At 75.0% G+C, this 17576-nt stretch carries 18 protein-coding genes; 8 read left to right on the top strand and 10 right to left on the bottom strand.

The features are described 5' to 3' along the window. Nucleotides 1–77: 77 nt before the first annotated feature. Nucleotides 78–896: a hypothetical protein gene (locus ACWGKI_RS00815; protein ID WP_452183890.1), complete on the top strand. Its 819-nt coding sequence runs from the start codon at nt 78–80 to the stop codon at nt 894–896. Here ACWGKI_RS00815 and ACWGKI_RS00810 read toward each other — a convergent pair. Next, nucleotides 886–1764: a PhzF family phenazine biosynthesis protein gene (locus ACWGKI_RS00810; protein ID WP_452183888.1), complete on the bottom strand. Its 879-nt coding sequence runs from the start codon at nt 1762–1764 to the stop codon at nt 886–888. The two genes, ACWGKI_RS00815 and ACWGKI_RS00810, sit on opposite strands and share 11 nt — an antisense overlap. Nucleotides 1765–1819: 55 nt before the next feature. On the opposite strand from ACWGKI_RS00810, the gene ACWGKI_RS00805 reads away from it, so the two are divergent. Then, nucleotides 1820–2764 carry a 3-methyladenine DNA glycosylase gene (locus ACWGKI_RS00805; protein WP_452183886.1) on the top strand — a complete coding sequence of 315 codons (945 nt, stop codon included), beginning with the start codon at nt 1820–1822 and terminating at the stop codon, nt 2762–2764. 17 nt (nt 2765–2781) lie between these two features. On the opposite strand, the gene ACWGKI_RS00800 is transcribed toward ACWGKI_RS00805, so the two are convergent. Both ACWGKI_RS00800 and ACWGKI_RS00795 read right to left on the bottom strand, forming a co-directional pair. Continuing rightward, on the bottom strand, nt 2782–3255 hold the full coding sequence (locus ACWGKI_RS00800) for a peptidoglycan-binding domain-containing protein (RefSeq protein WP_452183884.1): 474 nt from the start codon (nt 3253–3255) through the stop codon (nt 2782–2784). A gap of 96 nt (nt 3256–3351) precedes the next feature. Continuing rightward, nucleotides 3352–3885, bottom strand: coding sequence for a CGNR zinc finger domain-containing protein (locus ACWGKI_RS00795; RefSeq protein WP_452183882.1), 534 nt, complete (start codon nt 3883–3885; stop codon nt 3352–3354). A 39-nt stretch (nt 3886–3924) separates the two neighbouring features. On the opposite strand from ACWGKI_RS00795, the gene ACWGKI_RS00790 reads away from it, so the two are divergent. The 4 genes from ACWGKI_RS00790 to ACWGKI_RS00775 all read left to right on the top strand — a co-directional run bounded on the left by ACWGKI_RS00790 (nt 3925) and on the right by ACWGKI_RS00775 (nt 9041). After that, nucleotides 3925–4911, top strand: a complete 987-nt coding sequence (locus tag ACWGKI_RS00790) for an EamA family transporter (protein WP_452183880.1) — start codon at nt 3925–3927, stop codon at nt 4909–4911. 32 nt (nt 4912–4943) lie between these two features. After that, complete coding sequence (locus ACWGKI_RS00785; RefSeq protein ID WP_452183878.1) at nt 4944–5714, top strand: phosphotransferase; 771 nt, start codon at nt 4944–4946, stop codon at nt 5712–5714. Between the two features lie 58 nt (nt 5715–5772). Then, complete coding sequence (locus tag ACWGKI_RS00780) at nt 5773–8505, top strand: DEAD/DEAH box helicase (protein WP_452183876.1); 2733 nt, start codon at nt 5773–5775, stop codon at nt 8503–8505. An 89-nt stretch (nt 8506–8594) separates the two neighbouring features. Then, nucleotides 8595–9041 carry a hypothetical protein gene (locus ACWGKI_RS00775; protein ID WP_380244935.1) on the top strand — a complete coding sequence of 149 codons (447 nt, stop codon included), beginning with the start codon at nt 8595–8597 and terminating at the stop codon, nt 9039–9041. Nucleotides 9042–9074: 33 nt separating this feature from the next. Here ACWGKI_RS00775 and ACWGKI_RS00770 read toward each other — a convergent pair whose 3' ends face one another. Then, complete coding sequence (locus ACWGKI_RS00770) at nt 9075–9830, bottom strand: TSUP family transporter (RefSeq protein ID WP_452183873.1); 756 nt, start codon at nt 9828–9830, stop codon at nt 9075–9077. A gap of 133 nt (nt 9831–9963) precedes the next feature. Here ACWGKI_RS00770 and ybaK point away from each other — a divergent pair, with 133 nt between their 5' ends. Further along, complete coding sequence (gene ybaK, locus ACWGKI_RS00765; protein WP_452183871.1) at nt 9964–10464, top strand: Cys-tRNA(Pro) deacylase; 501 nt, start codon at nt 9964–9966, stop codon at nt 10462–10464. Between the two features lie 28 nt (nt 10465–10492). Here the strand turns inward: ybaK and ACWGKI_RS00760 are convergent, their stop codons facing one another. Next, on the bottom strand, nt 10493–10891 hold the full coding sequence (locus ACWGKI_RS00760) for a YccF domain-containing protein (RefSeq protein ID WP_452183869.1): 399 nt from the start codon (nt 10889–10891) through the stop codon (nt 10493–10495). A 98-nt stretch (nt 10892–10989) separates the two neighbouring features. Here ACWGKI_RS00760 and ACWGKI_RS00755 point away from each other — a divergent pair, with 98 nt between their 5' ends. Next, nucleotides 10990–11760: a YggS family pyridoxal phosphate-dependent enzyme gene (locus ACWGKI_RS00755; protein ID WP_380244939.1), complete on the top strand. Its 771-nt coding sequence runs from the start codon at nt 10990–10992 to the stop codon at nt 11758–11760. Between the two features lie 188 nt (nt 11761–11948). On the opposite strand, the gene ACWGKI_RS00750 is transcribed toward ACWGKI_RS00755, so the two are convergent. The 5 genes from ACWGKI_RS00750 to ACWGKI_RS00730 are packed head-to-tail and all read right to left on the bottom strand — an operon-like array spanning nt 11949 to nt 17476. Then, nucleotides 11949–12920, bottom strand: coding sequence for an N-acetylmuramic acid 6-phosphate etherase (locus ACWGKI_RS00750; RefSeq protein ID WP_452183867.1), 972 nt, complete (start codon nt 12918–12920; stop codon nt 11949–11951). Next, nucleotides 12917–14194: an anhydro-N-acetylmuramic acid kinase gene (locus tag ACWGKI_RS00745; protein ID WP_452183865.1), complete on the bottom strand. Its 1278-nt coding sequence runs from the start codon at nt 14192–14194 to the stop codon at nt 12917–12919. The genes ACWGKI_RS00750 and ACWGKI_RS00745 overlap by 4 nt, the downstream gene beginning before the upstream one ends. Beyond that, nucleotides 14191–15792 (bottom strand): glycoside hydrolase family 3 N-terminal domain-containing protein, encoded by a 1602-nt coding sequence (locus ACWGKI_RS00740; RefSeq protein WP_452183863.1) that lies wholly within the window; start codon nt 15790–15792, stop codon nt 14191–14193. Before ACWGKI_RS00740 ends, ACWGKI_RS00745 begins: the two co-directional genes overlap by 4 nt. After that, nucleotides 15789–16616 (bottom strand): carbohydrate ABC transporter permease, encoded by an 828-nt coding sequence (locus ACWGKI_RS00735; protein ID WP_380244943.1) that lies wholly within the window; start codon nt 16614–16616, stop codon nt 15789–15791. Before ACWGKI_RS00735 ends, ACWGKI_RS00740 begins: the two co-directional genes overlap by 4 nt. Beyond that, nucleotides 16613–17476, bottom strand: a complete 864-nt coding sequence (locus ACWGKI_RS00730; protein ID WP_380244944.1) for a carbohydrate ABC transporter permease — start codon at nt 17474–17476, stop codon at nt 16613–16615. The genes ACWGKI_RS00735 and ACWGKI_RS00730 overlap by 4 nt, the downstream gene beginning before the upstream one ends. Nucleotides 17477–17576: the final 100 nt, after the last annotated feature.

Genomic DNA, 17576 nt, shown 5'->3' with positions numbered 1-17576 from the left:
TGGACGACCCGGCCCCGGCGTCGACGGGATCGACGGACGGGATCGACGGCCGCCCGGGCACCCGGGATGATCGGGACGTGAGGACCCAGGACGTGGTGCGAGCCGCCGCGCGGAACAACGCCGCCTGGTGCGCGACGGTGTGCGAGACCCACGCGATCCACGGCCGCACCGACCGACACGCGTGGGCGAGCCCCGTGCGGACGCCGGCGCTGTACCCGGACGCGGTGACGCTGGCTCCGGGCGCGGACGCCGCGGCGCTCCTGGCCCGGATCGACACCCGGTCGCCGGGCGCCTCCGTCAAGGACAGCTTCGCCGACCTCGACCTCAGCGGCCCGCGCCCCGGCGCCGGGGCCGGGGCCGGGGGCAGCAACGGGGACAGGGTCGGCGACAGGCACGGGGACGCGTTCCAGGTGCTGTTCGAGGCGAGCTGGATCCACCGGCCGTCAGCGCCGGCCCGGAGCTTCTCTGCCCCGGGTGTGTCGACCCAGGTAGTAGCGACCCAGCAAGTCGACTGGGCGCCCGTCCACGACGCGGCGACGCTCCGCGCGTGGGCGGACGCGTGGGACGGCGGTGCCGGGCACGCGGAGGTGTTCCGCCCCGAGCTGCTGACCGACCCGGCCACGACGGTCCTCGCAGGCCGCGCGGGGACTGGCGAGGTCGTGGGCGGGGCGGTCGCGACCCGCTCCGACGGCGTGGTCGGGCTCTCGAACGTCTTCGCGGGCCCGGGCGGTGCCGGGTCGGCGTGGCCTGGCGTGCTGGACGTCGTGGCGCGCCTGTTCCCGGGCGTCCCGGCGGTCGGCTACGAGAGCGGCGACGATCTCGCGACCGCGCTGCGGCACGGCTTCGAGGTGGTGGGGCCGTTGCGCGTGTGGGTCGCCGCCGCGGCTACAGCGTGACGGTGCCCGCGATCGTGGTGACCGCCGCTCCCGCGACCCACACCCCGCCGTCGGCGTCGCGGGTGACGTGGACGCGGCCCCGGCGGCCGAGCGCCGTCCCCTGCGAGGCGACGTAGGCCGACGGCAGGTGCTCCCCCGCGAGCCACTGCCCGAGCCCGGCGTTGAGGCTCCCGGTGACCGGGTCCTCGACGAGGCTGCCGTTCACCTCGAACAGCGCGCGCACCTCGACGGCGGCGTCCGACTCCCCCGGCCCGTACGGTCCGACGACGCCGATCTTGAGGTCGCCGAAGGCGGCGAGGTCCGGTTCGACGGCGAGCACGGCCGCGGCGTCGCGCAGGCGGGCCGCCACCCAGCCCGGGCCGTTGTCGACCCAGGCGGCGTCCTCGACGTCCGCCACCGCCACGCGGAGGGCCCGCGCGATCTGTGCGAGGTCCTCGGGCCCGACCGGACCGGACCGCCGCAGGGGCGGGGCGACGAACGCGAGCCGGTCGCCGTCGCCACCACCGCCTTCACCGTCCCGCCGGACCGTCACGAGCCCGACGCCGCACTCCTGGACCAGCCGGTCCGCCGATCGCGGCGTCCCCCCGGCCTCGAGCCAGGCGTGCGCGGAGCCGAGGGTCGGGTGGCCGGCGAACGGCAGCTCGCCGCCCGGCGTCCAGATCCGGACCCGGTAGTCGGCGGCGGGGCCGTCGTCGCGGACGGTGGGGCGCAGCAGGAACGTCGTCTCGGACAGGTTGGTCCAGCGCGCGAACGCCGCCATCTGGTCGTCGGTGAGGTCGTCGGCGTCGTGCACGACGGCGAGCGGGTTGCCCGTGAGGGGGCCCGTGGCGAAGACGTCGACCTGGCGGAATCCGAGGGTGTGCGGCACGTGTCACACGCTAGTCCGGCGTGGGGCGCGCCCGCTGCGCTCGTACCCTGGTGGGGTGCGCGCGGCGACCCTCGACCTCCCGGCGGCCGACCCGGCCGCGACCGTCGTCGCGCCCGCGGACCGGGACGCGCACGCCGCTGCGCACGCCGCCCGGGCCGACCACCTGACCGCGGTGTGGCGCGGCGCCCACGACCGGGGCGAGCCGCACGCGATCGAGGACTTCCTGTTCACCTACTACCCGACCCGCGTGAACCACCTGCGCCGCTGGCACCCCGGACCGGGCGTGGTGCTCGCGGGCACGTCCGAGCACGCCGGCTGGCGCTGGTACCACGAGGTGGCGCTCCCGGACGGCACGGGACAGACGAACACGGGCGTCACGCTCGACACCGCCGCCTTCGTCGCCGACCGCGGCGACACGGTCCGGTACGTGCGCGCCCTCGTGTCCGCGACGGCGGGGCGCCCCGGCACGTTCGGCTGCTTCGGGCTGCACGAGTGGGCGATGGTGTACCGCGACCGGGCCGCGGGTCGCGACCACCGCCACCCGCTGCCCCTGCGGCTGGGGCACGACGGCACGGACGCCGTCGTCGAGTCGCACCGCATCGGCTGCTCCCACTTCGACGCCTACCGGTTCTTCACGCCGGAGGCCACCGACCGCAACCAGCTGCGGCCCAGCCGCGAGCGCCAGCCCGCGATGGAGCAGCCGGGCTGCCTGCACGCCGGGATGGACCTGTACAAGTGGGCGCTCAAGCTGGGACCCGCGGCGCCCGGCGACCTGCTGCTCGACGCCTTCGAGCTCGCCCGCGACATCCGCTACACCGACATGGCCGCCGCCCCCTACGACGTCTCGTCGTACGGCGTCGAGGCCGTCGCGATCGAGACGCCCGAGGGCAAGGCGGAGTACGTGCGCCGCCAGCGCGGGTTCGCCGTGCGCGGGCAGGAGCTGCGGGCGCGGCTGGTCGACGTCTGCGACGCGCTCCTGGGGAGCGCGCCGGACGCCTGACGCGCCAGCCCCGGCGTTCAGTCGCAGACCGTCCCGCTCGCCATCCCGCTCACCATCCCGCTCACCATGGCGCGCCAGGTGAGCGGGCCGACGACACCGTCCACGAGGACGCCGAACGTGGACAGCGCCAGCTGGAGCTCGCGGACCGCCGCCTCGGTCCGCGCCCCGAAGACGCCGTCGACGACGACCGACCCGGTGCGGGCGGCGAGCTCGACCTGCGCGCCGCGCACGGCGTGGCCGCGGTGGCCGTTCGTGACGGTGACGACGAGGGCGTCCCAGGTCCGCGGCCCGACGACACCGTCGACGACCAGCCCGAGGTCGCGCTGCGACGTGCGCACGGCCGCCTCGCTCAGCGGCCCGCACGACGCATCGACGTCGAGGTCGTGGCCGTGCTCGTTCAGCAGGTGCTGCAGCGTGCCGACGGGGCGGGACCGGTCGCCGGGGCGCACGGCGGGCCAGGGGTCGAGGGCTCGGACGGTCGTGACGGGCATCGCCACCTCCTTCGTGGGGCCGGGCCGGGCGGTCGTCGCCCTGGGTGACCCCGGCATCCTCGCGGGGAGGGAGCAGGTGCGCTGCGTGCCGATACGTCAGCGGGCGCGACGTGCGCGCAGCGCGGCCTGCGCGTTGCGGTTGGTGCACGCGGTGGAGCAGTAGCGCCGGGAACGGTTGCGCGACAGGTCGAGTACGAGTCCCTGGCAGTCGGCGTCGGCGCACACGGCCAGCCGCGAGTGCTCGTCGTCGCGGACGACGTCGATCATCGCCATCGCGGTCTCGACGCCGACCCGCGTGGCGAACGGGGCGTCGTCCGCGGTCGCGTGCACGTGCCAGTCCTCGCCCCCGTGCCGCACGAGACGGGGGTGCACCGGCACTCCCGCCAGGAGGTCGTTGACCAGCGCGGCGGCCGTGTCGCGGTCGGCGAGCAGGAGGCGGCGCAGGCGGGGGCGCAGCGCGCGCACCTGGGCGAGCTCCTGCTCCGTGCGGTCGTGCCGGCCGGTGTAGTCGTGCTCCCGGAAGAAGGCGTCGAGGTCGGCGACGGTCTCGAGCGTCTCCGGGGGCTCGGCGGAGTTCACGAGCGCGACGGCGGCCCGGAGCTCAGCCACGGTGTCATGAGCGAACGGCATGTTGACACATTACCCGTCCCACCCCTAGCGTCATGAGTCATGGCAGCAATGGCGCATGACGCGCCCCCCTCGCGGCACACCGGGCTCAGCGCGGGCCTGACGCTCGCCGTCGTCTCCGCGATCACGTTCAGCCTCTCCGGCCCGCTCGCGGCCGGACTGTTCGCGAACGGCTGGAGCCCCGGCGCGGTGGTGCTCGTGCGGGTCGCGACCGGCGCCCTCGTCGTCCTGCCCTTCGGGATCGTCGCCCTGCGCGGCGACTGGTCCCCCGTGCGCCGCAACCTCCGGCTGCTGCTCGCCTACGGCGCGCTCGGCGTCGCCGCCACCCAGTTCTGCTACTTCGCCGCGGTGCAGCACATGCAGGTAGGCCCCGCGCTCCTGATCGAGTACTCCTCGCCCGCAGCGGTCGTCGCCTGGCTCTGGCTGCGGCACGGGCAGCGGCCCGGCCGCGCCACGCTCGCCGGCATCGCCCTGGCCGCCGCCGGCCTCGTGCTCGTCCTCGACCTCACGGGCGCACGGCTCGACCCCGTGGGGGTCGCGTGGGCGCTCGGCGCGATGGTCGGCGTCTCGGCCTACTTCCTGCTCAACGCCCGCACCGACACCGGCCTGCCGCCCCTGAGCCTCGCCGCCGGCGGGCTCACCGTCGGCGCCGTGCTCCTCGGTCTGCTCGCCCTCGTCGGCGTCCTGCCGGTGACCACCTCCGCCGCCCCCGTACGGCTCGCCGACGCCGTCGTCCCCGCCTGGGCCGCGCTCGCGGCGCTGGGCGTCGTGACCGCCGGCGTCGCCTACGTCACCGGCGTCGCGGCCGGCCGCCGCCTGGGCGCGCGACCCGCGTCGTTCGTCGGACTGGTCGAGGTGGTCAGCGCCGTGTTCTTCGCCTGGGTCCTCCTGGACGAGCTGCCGCGCCCCGTCCAGCTCGTCGGCGGGCTGCTCGTCCTCGCCGGGGTCGTGGTCGTGCAGCAGGGCGAGGCGGCCACGCGCCGCGTCGCACCGACGGTCGAACCGGTCGAACCGCTCGCCAAGCCGTAGGCCCCCACGACGCCCGGTGCGAGGATCGCCCCATGTCCCGCGCCCTCTCCGCCGTCCCGTCCACGCCCGTCACCGTCCCCGACCGGGTCCGGGCGCTCGCGGGCGGCGACGACGTCGCGCCCGTGTGGCGCAACGAGCTCGGCGGCCTCACCTTCCGGCTCTCGACCCCCGGGCGTCCCGCCTCCGTCGGGCTCGCCGAGGACGACCGCTACGTCAAGTGGGTCCCGGCGGGCGTCGACGGGCTCGACCTCGACGCCGAGGCCGAACGGCTCGCCTGGGCGGGCCGGTGGACCCCGGTCCCCCGCGTGCTCGACCGCGGGCAGGACGCCGAGGGCCGCTGGCTGCTGACGGCCGGCATCCCCGGGCGCTCCGCCGTCGACCCGCGCTGGCTGGCCCGTCCCGAGACCGCGGCACGCGCGATCGGCGCCGGGCTGCGCGCCCTGCACGACACGCTCCCGGTCGACGACTGCCCGTTCACGTGGAGCGTCGCCGACCGCGTCGGCCGCCTGAGCCCGGCCGCCCGCGCGCAGGTCGGCGACGTGCCCGACGTCGACCGGCTCGTCGTGTGCCACGGCGACCCGTGCGCGCCCAACACCCTGCTCGACGACGGCGGCCGCTGGACCGCGCACGTCGACCTCGACGCGCTCGGCGTCGCCGACCGGTGGGCCGACCTCGCGGTGGCGAGCTACAGCCTGGAGTGGAACTACGGCGACGGGTACGAGCCCGCGTTCTTCGACGCCTACGGCATCGCGCCCGACCCGCGGCGCATCACCTTCTACCGGCGGCTGTGGGACCTCGGCTGAGGACGCAGTCCCCGTACCGAGCGCCGGGTGCCGGTACGGCCTGGAAGAATGGCCCGCGATGACCTCCCCGACCTCGGCCGACGCCGCCCCCCGCCCCGCCGGCACGCTGCTGCCGTACCTGCCCGCACCCACCGGAGGGGCCCCGGACCCCGACGTGCTGTTCGAGGGCTTCGGCGAGTGGGCTACCGGCACGGGGCGCCCGCTGTACCCGCACCAGGAGGAGGCGCTCCTCGAGGTAATGACGGGATCGCACGTGGTGCTGGCGACGCCCACCGGCTCGGGCAAGTCGATGGTCGCGATGGGCGCGCAGTTCGCCGCCCTGGCGAACCGCCGCTCGGGCCGCGGCGGGCGCACCTTCTACACCGCGCCCCTCAAGGCGCTGGTGAGCGAGAAGTTCTTCGACCTGGTCGCCGCGTTCGGGTCGCGCAACGTCGGCATGATGACGGGCGACTCCGCGGTCAACGCGGACGCCCCGATCATCTGCTGCACCGCGGAGATCCTCGCCAACCTGGCGCTGCGCCGCGGGGACGACGACGGCGGCGACGCCGACGACGCGATCGCCCAGGTCGTCATGGACGAGTTCCACTTCTACGGCGACCGGCAGCGCGGCTGGGCGTGGCAGGTGCCGCTGCTCGAGCTGCCGCGCACGCAGTTCGTGCTCATGTCGGCCACGCTCGGCGACACCACCCGGCTGCGCGAGGACCTCACCGAGCGCAGCGGCCGACCCGTCGCGGAGGTCGCGGGCGCCGAGCGCCCGGTGCCGCTGACGTTCTCCTACGTCGTCGAGCCGCTCACCGACGTCATCGCCGAGCTCGTCACGACGCACCGCGCGCCGGTCTACGTCGTGCACTTCACGCAGAAGGACGCCGTCGAGCGCGCCCAGGCGCTGCTGTCCACGCCCCTCGCCTCCAAGGACGAGAAGGCCGCCATCGCCGCCGAGATCGGCGCGTTCCGGTTCGGCACCGGCTTCGGCAAGACGCTCAGCAAGTTCCTGCGCGCCGGCATCGGCGTGCACCACGCGGGCATGCTGCCCAAGTACCGGCGCCTCGTGGAGCGGCTCACCCAGCGCGGGCTGCTCAAGGTGGTGTGCGGCACGGACACCCTCGGCGTCGGGATCAACGTGCCCATCCGCACGGTGCTCATGACGTCCCTGGTGAAGTACGACGGCGAGCGCATGCGCCACCTCACGGCGCGCGAGTTCCACCAGATCTCGGGCCGGGCCGGGCGTGCGGGCTTCGACACGGTGGGCGAGGTGCTCGTCATGGCGCCCGAGCACGTCATCGAGAACCGCAAGCTGCTCGCCAAGGCGGGCGACGACCCCAAGAAGCTCAAGAAGGTGGTGCGCAAGAAGGCGCCCACCGGGTCCGTGAACTGGACGGACTCCACGTTCGAGCGGCTGCGCGACGCCGACCCCGAGCCCCTCACGAGCCAGTTCCACGTCAACCACGCCATGGTGCTCAACGTGCTGGCCCGCACCCGCGACGAGCGGGCCGGCGGCCGCGAGGGCGCCGACCCCGTGGAGGCGATGCGGCACCTGCTCGCCGCGAACCACGACACCGAGGCGCAGCAGGCCAAGCACGTGCGCCAGACGTTCCGCATCTACCGGTCCCTGCGCATCGCGGGCGTCGTGGAGAAGGTGCGCGTGCCGGACCCGTCCCGCCCGGCCGGGTACCGGCCCAGCGTCCGGCTCGTCGTCGACCTGCCGCGGGACTTCGCGCTGAACGCCCCGCTGTCGCCGTTCGCGCTCGCCGCGATGGACCTGCTCGACGTGGAGAGCCCCACCCACGCGCTCGACGTCGTCTCCGTCATCGAGGCGACCCTCGACGACCCCCGCCAGATCCTCTACGCCCAGCAGAGCAAGGCGAAGGGCGAGGCCGTCGCGGCGATGAAGGCCGAGGGCATGGAGTACGAGGAGCGCATGGAGGCGCTCGAGGACGTCTCGTGGCCGCGGCCGCTCGCCGACCTGCTCGAGCCCGCGTTCGCCACGTACAAGCGGGCCAACCCGTGGGTGGCCGACGCCGAGCTCGCGCCCAAGTCCGTGGTGCGCGACATGCTCGAGCAGGCGATGACGTTCGCCGAGCTGGTCAGCGTGTACGGGCTGGAGCGCACCGAGGGCGTGGTGCTGCGCTACCTCGCCGACGCCTACCGTGCGCTGCGCCAGGTCGTGCCCGAGGAGCACCGCTCCGAGGAGGTGCACGAGGTCGTCGAGTGGCTCGGCGAGCTCGTGCGCGGCGTCGACTCGTCCCTGCTCGACGAGTGGGAGCGCCTGCAGAACCCGGTCGACGACGACGCGGACACCGTCGTCGAGGGCGAGCTCGCCGAGGCCGGCGCGGAGGCGCCCGCCCGGCCCGTCACGGGCAACCCGCGCGCCTTCCGGCGCCTCGTGCGCAACGCCATGTTCCGCCGCGTCGAGCTCGCCGCCCGCGAGCACTACGACGCGCTCGGGACGCTCGACGGTGCGCACGGCTGGGACGGCGACGCCTGGGCCGCGGCCCTCGACCCGCTGTTCGAGGCACAGGGCGACGACGCCGTCGGCATCGGCCCGGCCGCCCGCTCCGCCGGGCTTCTGACTGTCCTCGAGCCGGGCGCCGACCTGCCGGGCGGTGCCACGACGGTCACGCCGGACGGCACCGAGCACGGTCAGGTGCCCACCGGCACCTGGTGGGTGCGCCAGGTGCTGGACGACGCCGACGGCGACCACGACTGGGCGATCACCGCCCTGGTGGACCTCGCCGCCAGCGACGAGGCGGGCGCCGTCGTGCTCACCGTGGTGGACGTCGGCCGGTCCTGACGCCGCGGCGCCGGTTGCAAGCAACGCCGACCCGCCCTGTGATCGTCACAGGGCGCCGACCCCGGCGCCCCTGACGTCAGGAGTCCGTGATGGACACCACGACCATCGTCTGGATCGTCGTCGCCGTCGTCGTCGTGCTGCTGCTGGTGCTGCTCGCCGTGATGCTCGCACGCCGGTCGCGGGCCGCCCAGGAGCGCCGGCAGGCGGAGCGGCGCGACGAGGCGGCCGAGCTGCGCCAGAAGGCGGAGCACGACCGGATCGCCGTGCAGGAGCGCGAGGCCGCCGCCGCGAAGCTCGACGCGCAGGCCCGGATGTCGCAGGCGGAGGCCGACCAGAAGGCTGCGGAGGCGGCGCGCCTGCAGGAGGAGGCCCGGAGCCGGGACGCGAGCCTCGGCGAGCGCCGGGCCCAGGTGGACGAGCACCTGCGCCGCGCCGACGAGCTGGACCCGGACCGGCCGGACACGTCGACGGCGGGTCCGACGGACCGACCGGCGGACGGGCCGCGGCACCGCGAGCCGGACGACCGGCAGGCCTGACGGGGCCCTGGCACGGGCGCGTCGGGCGCCCGCTCATCCCAGGTGGAGCACGCCCTGCACGAGGGTGGCGACGCCGCCGGCGTACGCGAGCACCACGAGCCCGCGGCGGACGGCGACGGCCGACACGTGGGGCGCCAGCCGGTCCCCGACGACCAGCCCGGCGACGACAGCACCGAGCACCACGGCCCACTGCCACACGGCGAAGGGCGGGAACGACGCGTCCGTGAGCAGCAGCTTCGCCGCGAGCGCAGCGAGCGCGTTGGTGGCGAAGAACGGCTGCGCGGTCGCGGCGAAGGCGCGGGGCTCCCACCCGCTCAGGACGGAGTAGATGGCCAGGGGCGGCCCGCCGACGCCCGCGGCCACGCTGCCCACGCCGCTCGCCATGCCCGTGACGACCAGCGGGGCCCGGGACCCGGCCCGCAGCGGATGGCGCCCGCCGCGGCGCAGGCGGGTGGTGACGACGGCGAGCGTCATGGCGGCGATCACGAGCGCGCCGATGGTGATCTCCAGGGCCGCCGTGCTGGCGTCGCGCAGCAACAGGGCGGACGGCACCATGACCAGCACCGACGTGGTCGCGAGCCACGCGTAGCGCCGCCAGTCGACGTCGCGCACGACGCGGCCGAGGATCAGGGCGGACGCGATCGAGCCGGCGAGGTTGACGAACAGCACGCCCTCGAGCGGGCCGACGACGAGCACGATGAACGGGCCCGCGACGAGGCCGAACCCCATGCCTGTGACCCGCTGGAGCGCCCCGCCCACGAGGATCGCGAGGACGAGGAGCAGCAGCACCGGACCACCGTACCCGGCCGCAACGTGCGTGCTGACCTGCTCCTCAAACCGCCGGAATGAGGATCAGGTCAGCACGCTCGTTGCGCGACGGGCAGAGCGCGACCGGCAGCGCGCGACCGGGCAGAATCACCCCGTGGCGAAGAAGAGCGGGCAGCGCTCGCACGGGACACAGGCCGTCGTCGCGCTCGACCGGGCGGGGGTGCCGTACGAGCTGCACCCCTACGAGCACGACCCGGCGTCGACGCTGAGCTACGGGCTGGAGGCGGCTGCCGCCCTGGGCGCCGACCCGGCGCAGGTGTTCAAGACGCTGCTGGCGGACGTCGACGGACGGCTCGTGGTCGGGATCGTGCCCGTGGCCGGGTCCCTGGACCTCAAGGCTCTCGCGCGCGCCGTCGGCGGCAGGCGCGCGGTGATGGCCGACCCTGCTGCGGCGCAGCGCGCCACCGGGTACGTGGTCGGCGGGATCTCCCCGCTCGGTCAGAAGCAGCGTCACACCACCGTGCTGGACGAGTCGGCGGCCGCGCTCGACGTCGTCTACGTGTCCGCCGGACGCCGAGGGCTGGACGTCTCGCTCTCCCCCGACGCGCTGCTGCGGCTCACCGACGGCCGGCTGGCCCCGATCGCCCGCGCCTGACGGCGGTCAGTGCCGGTTCAGTGCCGGTTCAGTGCTGGTACGACGGGTACCGCGCGTCGCTGGGCACGATGTCCTTGCCGAGCGGCAGCAGCGAGATCGGGATCATCTTGAGGTTCGCGATCGCGAGCGGGATGCCGATGATCGTGATCGCCTGCGCGATCGCCGTCGTGATGTGCCCGATGGTGAGCCAGATGCCGGCGAACACGATCCAGATGATGTTGCCGAGCACCGACCACCCCCCGGCCTCCGGCTTGTCGACCACGGTGCGGCCGAACGGCCACAGCGCGTACCCCGCGATCCGGAAGGACGCGATGCCCCACGGGATGGCGACGATCGTGACGCAGCACAGGATCCCGGCGGCGGCGTAGCCGAGCGCCAGCCAGAAGCCGCCGAAGACGAGCCAGATGATGTTGAGCAGGGCCTTCACTCCCCCATCCTCGCCCGCCCGCGGCGCGCACCACCACCCGGGATCCCCCTGACCCGACCCTGGTCCGGGCGGCGTGCGCGCGTTCGTAGACTGGCGCCATGCCCACCGACCGTCCCGGGATCCCCGCACGCCTCGCCGCCGTCCACGACCGCGTCGCCGCGGCCGCCCGCGCCGCGGGCCGCGACCCCCGCGACGTCCGGGTGCTGCTGGCCACCAAGACCCAGGACGCCACGACCGTGCTCGACGGGGTGCGCGCCGCCCTCGACCTCGCCGACGCGGCCGGCGACGACCGTCCCGTCCTGGTGGGCGAGAACCGCGTGCAGGAGCTCGTCGCGAAGGCCCCGGCGCTCGCCGCCCTCGTCGCCGCCGGACGGGTCGAGGCCCACCTCATCGGGCACCTGCAGAAGAACAAGGTGAACGCCGTCCTCGTCGCCGCGACGGGCGTCGACTCGGTCGACTCCCTCGACCTCGCCCGGGCGCTGTCCACCCGCTGCGCGCGCGACGGCCGCACCCTCGACGTCCTCGTGCAGGTCAACGTGTCCGGCGAGGACAGCAAGTCCGGCGTCGCGCCCGACGACGCCGCGGCGCTCGCACGCGACGTCGCCGCGCTGCCCGGCCTGCGTCTCACCGGCTTCATGACCATCGGCGCCCGCTCGGACGACGACGCGCTCGTGCGCGCCGGATTCGCCCGCCTGCGCGCCGTGCGCGACGACGTCCTGGCGAGCGGCGCGCCCGGGACGTCCGACGCCCGCGAGCTCTCCATGGGCATGACCGGCGACCTCGAGCTCGCCGTCGCCGAGGGGGCCACCGTCGTCCGCGTCGGCACCGCCGTCTTCGGCGCGCGCCCCACCCCGCCCCCGTCGAGGTAGCCGGGGCACTACCTCGGCACGGCCCGCACTACCTCGGCAGTACTCGTACTACCTCGACAGGACCCGCACTACCTCGGCACTGCTCGTGCTACCTCGGCACTGCTCGTGCTAGCTCGGCAGGGCTTGTGCTACCTCGGCAGGACCCGTACTACCTCGGCAGGACCCGTGCTACCTCGGCAGGGCTCGTGCTACCTCGACGGGGCGGCACCCAGACGTGCGAGGGCGCCGCGGACGCCGTCCCCGCCGGCGAGGGCGTCGCGGGCGGACGCGACGTCCACCCCGGCGAGCAGCATGACGAGGGCGACCTGCACCTCTCCGTCCGCGTCGGCGAGGACGGGCGCGCACACCTCGGGCGTCAGGCCGGTCGCCTGGCTGAGCAGCCGCACGAGCCGTGCGCGGAGCTTCGCGTTGGTGGCGCGCACGTCCACCATGAGGTTCGAGTACGTCTTGCCCAGGCGGATCATCGTGGCGGTGGAGAACGTGTTGAGCACGATCTTCTGCGCGGTGGCGGCCTTCATCCGCGTGGAGCCGGTGACGGCCTCGGGGCCCGTGTCGACGAGGATCGCGACGTCCACCCGCCCGGCCAGCGGCGCCGCCGGGTTGGCACTGACGAGCGCGGTGCGCGCGCCGCGCTCACGGGCCAGGTCGAGCGCGCCGCCGACGTACGGGGTGCGGCCGCTCGCCGCGAGCCCGACGACGAGGTCGTGCGGGCCGACGTGGTCGAGGTCCCGGCGGCCCGCCTCGGCGTCGTCCTCCGCGCCCTCGACCGCGAGCGTCATCGCGTCCGGCCCGCCGGCGAGGTGGGCGTCGAACCACTCCGTCCCGACGTCGTACGTCGGCGAGAGCTCGACGGCGTCCAGCACGCCGAGGCGCCCGGACGTCCCCGCGCCCACGTAGTGCACGCGACCGCCCGCGCGGATCGCCTCGACGGCGAGCTCCACGGCCTGCGTGACGCGGGACTGCTCGGCCCGCACCACGTCCGCGACGCCGGCGTCCTCGTCGAGGATGAGCCGGACCACGTCCGCCGCGGGCAGCAGGTCGATGTCGGTGGTGCGCGGGTTGCGCTCCTCCGTCGGCGAGACGAGCCGCGCGACCTCGAGCAGGTCGTCGGGCGTGTCGACGGGGGTTCCGGTGGGGTCGGTGGCGTTCGCTCCGCTCATCGGTGGCTTCCTCTCGGGGTCGTCAGGAGGCTCGCGCTCGTCAGAGTGCCCGGGGGCGAGGTGGTGAGGACGAGGCGCCGTACGGCGCCTCGCACGGGGGTGACGGGCAGGGGGGTCGGCGGGGTGAGCGACCCCAGGACGACGGGGCGGCGGGCGCCCGTGGCCTGCCGCCGCTGCGGGCCGGGGGCGGTGCCCGGCACGCCGTGCACGCCGAGGAAGCCGAGCAGGGCGAAGAGGTATGCCTCCTTGCCGTCCCCGGGCAGCCCGAGCTCGTCGGCCGTGACGAGCTCGGTCGTGGTGGGCAGGTGCGCCCGCAGACGGTCGACGAGCACGGGGTTGCGCGCGCCGCCGCCGGAGATCACGACGCGCCCGACGCCTCCCGCCGGGCCGTGCTCGGCGAGCGAGCGGGCCACGGTGGTCGCCGTGAGCTCGGTGAGCGTGGCCACGAGGTCGGGGATGCTCAGCCGGTCCGCGCTCAGTCCTGCGGCGGCGAGCTGGGTCGCGACGTACTCGCCGTCGTACAGCTCGCGGCCCGTGGAGCGCGGGACCGGGAGGTCGTAGTACGGCTCGGCGAGCAGCGCGTCGAGGGCATCCGGGTCGACCGTCCCCTGCGCGGCGAGCGCCCCGTCGCGGTCGAACGGCTGGCCGGTGAGGCGCTGCACGACGTGGTCGACGAGGCAGTTCCCCGGTCCGGTGTCCCAGCCGAGGACGGGCGTGTCGCGTGCGCCGACGATCGTCAGGTTGGCGATCCCGCCGACGTTCAGCGCCGCCGTGTCGCGGGCGCCCTCCTCGCCGTCGTGCCCGAGCCACAGCGAGTCGAGGACGCTCACCAGGGGCGCACCCTGCCCGCCGGCCGCGACGTCGGCCACGCGGAAGTCGCTCACCACGGGCCGGCGGGAGCGCTCCGCGACCCAGGCGGGGTTGCCGAGCTGCAGGGTGCCGCGCGTGCGCCCCGCGACCACCCAGTGGTGCAGCGTCTGGCCGTGCGAGGCCACGAGGTCGGCGTCGCCCCCGGCGAGGTCGTCCACGGCGCGCCGGGCGGCGGCGCCGAGCTCCTGCCCGACGAGCGTGTCGAGCTGGCACACCTCGCCCATGTCGACGGGCGCTGGTGGCAGGGCCGCGAGGATCCGCCGCCTCAGGTGGTCGGGCCAGGGGTACTCGGTGTGCCCGAGCGGGCGCAGGTGCAGGGAGCCGTCCGCGCGCAGGTCGAGGTCGGCGGCTGCGGCATCGATCGCGTCGACGCTCGTGCCGGACGAGATGCCGATGACGATCATCGCCCCACCCCCGCACGCGAGGTCGCGGGGGCGAGCAGAGCCACCGCGGCCTCGGCGTTGGCGCGTCCGGTGCCGCAGGCGAGCACGGTCGGGGGCAGCCCGCCCGGCAGCGCGGCGAGCCACCGCTCCCCCGCCTCCGGGACGCCGGTGTGGACGACGACGAGGTCCGGCCGCACGCGCTGCAGCGCGGCCAGCCGGTCGTGCTCGGCGCCGCCCGGCACCGGTTCGCGGGTCACGACGACCAGCGGGGCGGCACCCGGCCCTGCGGACCGGGCGAGGAGCTGCCCGCGCAGCTGGTCGAAGCCGGCGTCGTCGAGCCGGGCACCCGGCCCCGGGTGCAGGCCCGCGCCGGGCCAGCGTTCCTGGACGGCACGCTGCACGTGCGTCGCCGTGCGGCCGGCGGCGTGGTCGAGGCGCAGACGCAGGTCGACGACGTCGGGTGCGTCGGCGAGCGCCGGGACCGCGGGGCCCACCGTGCGGACGGCGCGGCGTGCGATCTCGGCGCCGACGACGGCGAGCGCCTCCTGCGCCCGGAGCGCGGCGTCCCGTCCGGTGTCCACGAACCCACGCCGCGCGCGCAGCCGTGCCGCGAGCGCGTCGGTGCGCCGGCGGGACGCGGCGAGCCGTTCCAGCGTGAGGCGACCGGTGCGGACCGCGTCGGAGAGCGCCTCGACGGCGGAGCGGAACAGCGCCTCGTCCTCGCGCCCCGCCGTGGTGCCGAGGCACAGCAGGTCCGCACCGCCCTCGACGGCGCGGACCGCGACCTCCCCCACGTCCGCCCCGTCCGAGACGGCGCGCATGTCGAGGGCGTCGGTGATCACGGGGCCGGCGTGGCCGAGCTCGCGGGCCAGGGCGGCCACGGCAGGTTCGAGCGACGCCGGCGCGGGGCCGAGCGCCGGCACGACGACGTGCGCCGTCATGAGGGCGTCGGCCGCGGGGGCGTCATCGGTGCCGACGCCGTCCGTCGCGAGGGCGGTGGCGAACGGCACGAGGTCCCGTCGGTGCAGCGTGTCGAGGTCGGCGTCGACGACGGGCAGCTCGAGGTGGGAGTCGGTGGTGGTCGAGCCGTGCCCGGGGAAGTGCTTCGCGCACGTCCCCGCGCCCCCGCGCTGCAGCCCGCGCGCGAAGGCGGCGCCGTGCCGTGCGACGAGGTCCGGGTCGGTGCCGAACGCGCGCACCCCGATCACCGGGTTGCCCGGCGCGTCCACGTCGAGCACGGGGGCGAGGTCGAGGTCGACGCCGACGGCCACGAGCAGCCGGCCGAGCGCCTCCCCGGCGTCGCGGGTCAGCCCGGCGTCGTCGACCGCGCCCAGCGCCGCGGCGCCGGGCAGGGACGACCCGGCCGAGGCCTCGAGCCGCGACACGTCGCCGCCTTCCTCGTCGGTCGCGACGAGGAGGTCGGGGGCGGCCTCGTGCAGGCGGGCGGTGAGCGCCGCCGTGGTCGCGAGGTCCGGCGTGTTGTGCGCGAACAGGACGACGCCGGCGAGGCCGTCGCGCGCGGCGGCGAGCAGCCAGCCGGGTGGCGTGCTGCCCGAGAACCCCGGGAGCAGCACCCCGAGCACGGCGCGCCGGACGACGTCGGCGCCGGGCGCGCTCATCCCTTCACCGCCCCGGCGGTCAGGCCGGAGGCGAGCCGCCGCTGGACCAGGATGAAGAAGATCATCACGGGCACGGTGATGATGGTCGAGGCCGCCATGATCGAGCCCCAGTCGTTGGAGTGCTGCCCGAAGAACGACCGCAGACCGATGGCCACCGTGTAGTTCTGGGTCTCGCCGCCGAGCAGCGTCATCGCGAAGACGAACTCGTTCCACGCCGTGATGAAGCTGAAGATGCTGGTGGCCACGAGCCCGGGCGCCACGAGCGGGAGCAGGATGGAGCGGAACATCCGGCCCCAGGTGGCGCCGTCCAGGTAGGCGGCCTCCTCCAGCTCGACCGGCACGGCCGCGACGAAGCCGCGCAGCATCCAGATGCCGAACGGCAGGGCGAGCGCGACGTACACGACGACGAGGCCGGTGAGCGTGCCGAGCAGCTCCAGGTTGCGCACCTGCACGAACAGCGGGATGACGAGCGCCTCGAGGGGCACCATCTGCACGACGAGCACGAGCATGAGCACCTGGGTGCGCAGCTTGAAGCGGAACCGCGCCACCGCGACGGAGGCCAGCAGGGCGAGCAGGGACGACGCGAGCACCGTCAGCAGCGCCACCAGCAGCGAGTTGCGCAGGAAGACGTCGAAGCCGCCGTCGGTGAGCACGAACTCGAAGTGCTCCAGGGTGGGCTCGGCGGGCACGAACGACGACCCGCGGCCGGCCTTGCCGTCGAAGGCGCTCACGAGCATCCAGTACGCCGGGAACAGCGTGAAGACGAGCAGCAGCGTGACGGCCACGCCCTTGCCCACCTGGACCGTGGTCGAGGGGCGGCTCACAGCTCCTCCTCCTTCAGGATGGTGCGCACGTAGGCGACGGTGATGCCGAGCAGCAACAGGGTGAGCAGGACGGCGATGGCGGCGCCGAAGCCGTACCGGTTCTGCCCGAACGACTCCGTGTACGACCACACCCCGAGGTTGAGCACGTCACGGTTGCTGCCCGCGCCGCCCGGCATGAGGTAGACCTGCGCGAACACCTTGAAGTCCCAGATGGTCGACAGGATGATCACGACCGCGAAGATCTGCCGCAGCTGCGGCACGATCACCGAGAAGAACCGGCGCCACGGTCCGGCGCCGTCGATCTGGGCGGCCTCCAGGAGCTCCTTCGGCACGCCGAGCAGGCCGGCGAGCACGGTGATGGCGACGAACGGGAAGCCGTGGTGCACCACGTTGAGGAGCACGATGGCGTAGAACGACCAGCGGTCGGTGAACCAGTTCACGGGCGCGTCCTGCAGCCCGAAGGACTGCAGGACGTGGTTGAACACGCCGCGGTCGGCGTCGAAGATCCAGATCCACACGTACGTGCCGGTGACGGCGGGCATCGCCCAGGCCGCCATGATGGCGCTCGACACGACGGTGCGCCAGAAGCGCCCGAGCGAGGCGAGCAGCACCGCCACGGCGGTGCCGAACACGACCGTGCAGGAGACGGACAGCACAGCGAACACCACGGTGTTCGGCAGCACCACCGCCCAGAGCTGCTCGGAGGTGAAGATCTCGGTGAAGTTGTCGAGGCCGATCCAGTTCGGCTCGCCGGAGACGATCTCCTTCAGGCCGTAGTCCTGCAGGGAGAACAGCACCACCCGCACGAGCGGCCACAGGAGCAGCACGGCGAGGACGAGCAGGGCGGGCGCCAGCAGCATCCACGGGCGCGTGCGCGCGAGCAGGGACCGACCGGGCGGGCGGCGCCCGCCGGGCCCGGGCTGCTGCCCGGGCCCGGGCGAATAAAAACAACAAACCCAG

It is taken from the genome of Isoptericola sp. NPDC055881 (genome assembly GCF_053615895.1).
This window is presented reverse-complemented; position numbering and strand designations above follow the sequence as displayed.

What these genes read in the sequence shown, in the direction of transcription:
- ACWGKI_RS00745 (WP_452183865.1), bottom strand. Translation starts at nt 14,194, where the DNA reads ATGATCGTCATCGGCATCTCGTCCGGCACGAGCGTCGACGCGATCGAT.
- ACWGKI_RS00755 (WP_380244939.1), top strand. Translation starts at nt 10,990, where the DNA reads ATGCCCACCGACCGTCCCGGGATCCCCGCACGCCTCGCCGCCGTCCAC.
- ACWGKI_RS00800 (WP_452183884.1), bottom strand. Translation starts at nt 3,255, where the DNA reads ATGCCCGTCACGACCGTCCGAGCCCTCGACCCCTGGCCCGCCGTGCGC.
- ACWGKI_RS00780 (WP_452183876.1), top strand. Translation starts at nt 5,773, where the DNA reads ATGACCTCCCCGACCTCGGCCGACGCCGCCCCCCGCCCCGCCGGCACG.
- ACWGKI_RS00740 (WP_452183863.1), bottom strand. Translation starts at nt 15,792, where the DNA reads ATGAGCGCGCCCGGCGCCGACGTCGTCCGGCGCGCCGTGCTCGGGGTG.
- ACWGKI_RS00750 (WP_452183867.1), bottom strand. Translation starts at nt 12,920, where the DNA reads ATGAGCGGAGCGAACGCCACCGACCCCACCGGAACCCCCGTCGACACG.
- ACWGKI_RS00785 (WP_452183878.1), top strand. Translation starts at nt 4,944, where the DNA reads ATGTCCCGCGCCCTCTCCGCCGTCCCGTCCACGCCCGTCACCGTCCCC.
- ACWGKI_RS00795 (WP_452183882.1), bottom strand. Translation starts at nt 3,885, where the DNA reads ATGCCGTTCGCTCATGACACCGTGGCTGAGCTCCGGGCCGCCGTCGCG.
- ACWGKI_RS00730 (WP_380244944.1), bottom strand. Translation starts at nt 17,476, where the DNA reads ATGCTGCTGGCGCCCGCCCTGCTCGTCCTCGCCGTGCTGCTCCTGTGG.
- ACWGKI_RS00790 (WP_452183880.1), top strand. Translation starts at nt 3,925, where the DNA reads ATGGCAGCAATGGCGCATGACGCGCCCCCCTCGCGGCACACCGGGCTC.
- ACWGKI_RS00775 (WP_380244935.1), top strand. Translation starts at nt 8,595, where the DNA reads ATGGACACCACGACCATCGTCTGGATCGTCGTCGCCGTCGTCGTCGTG.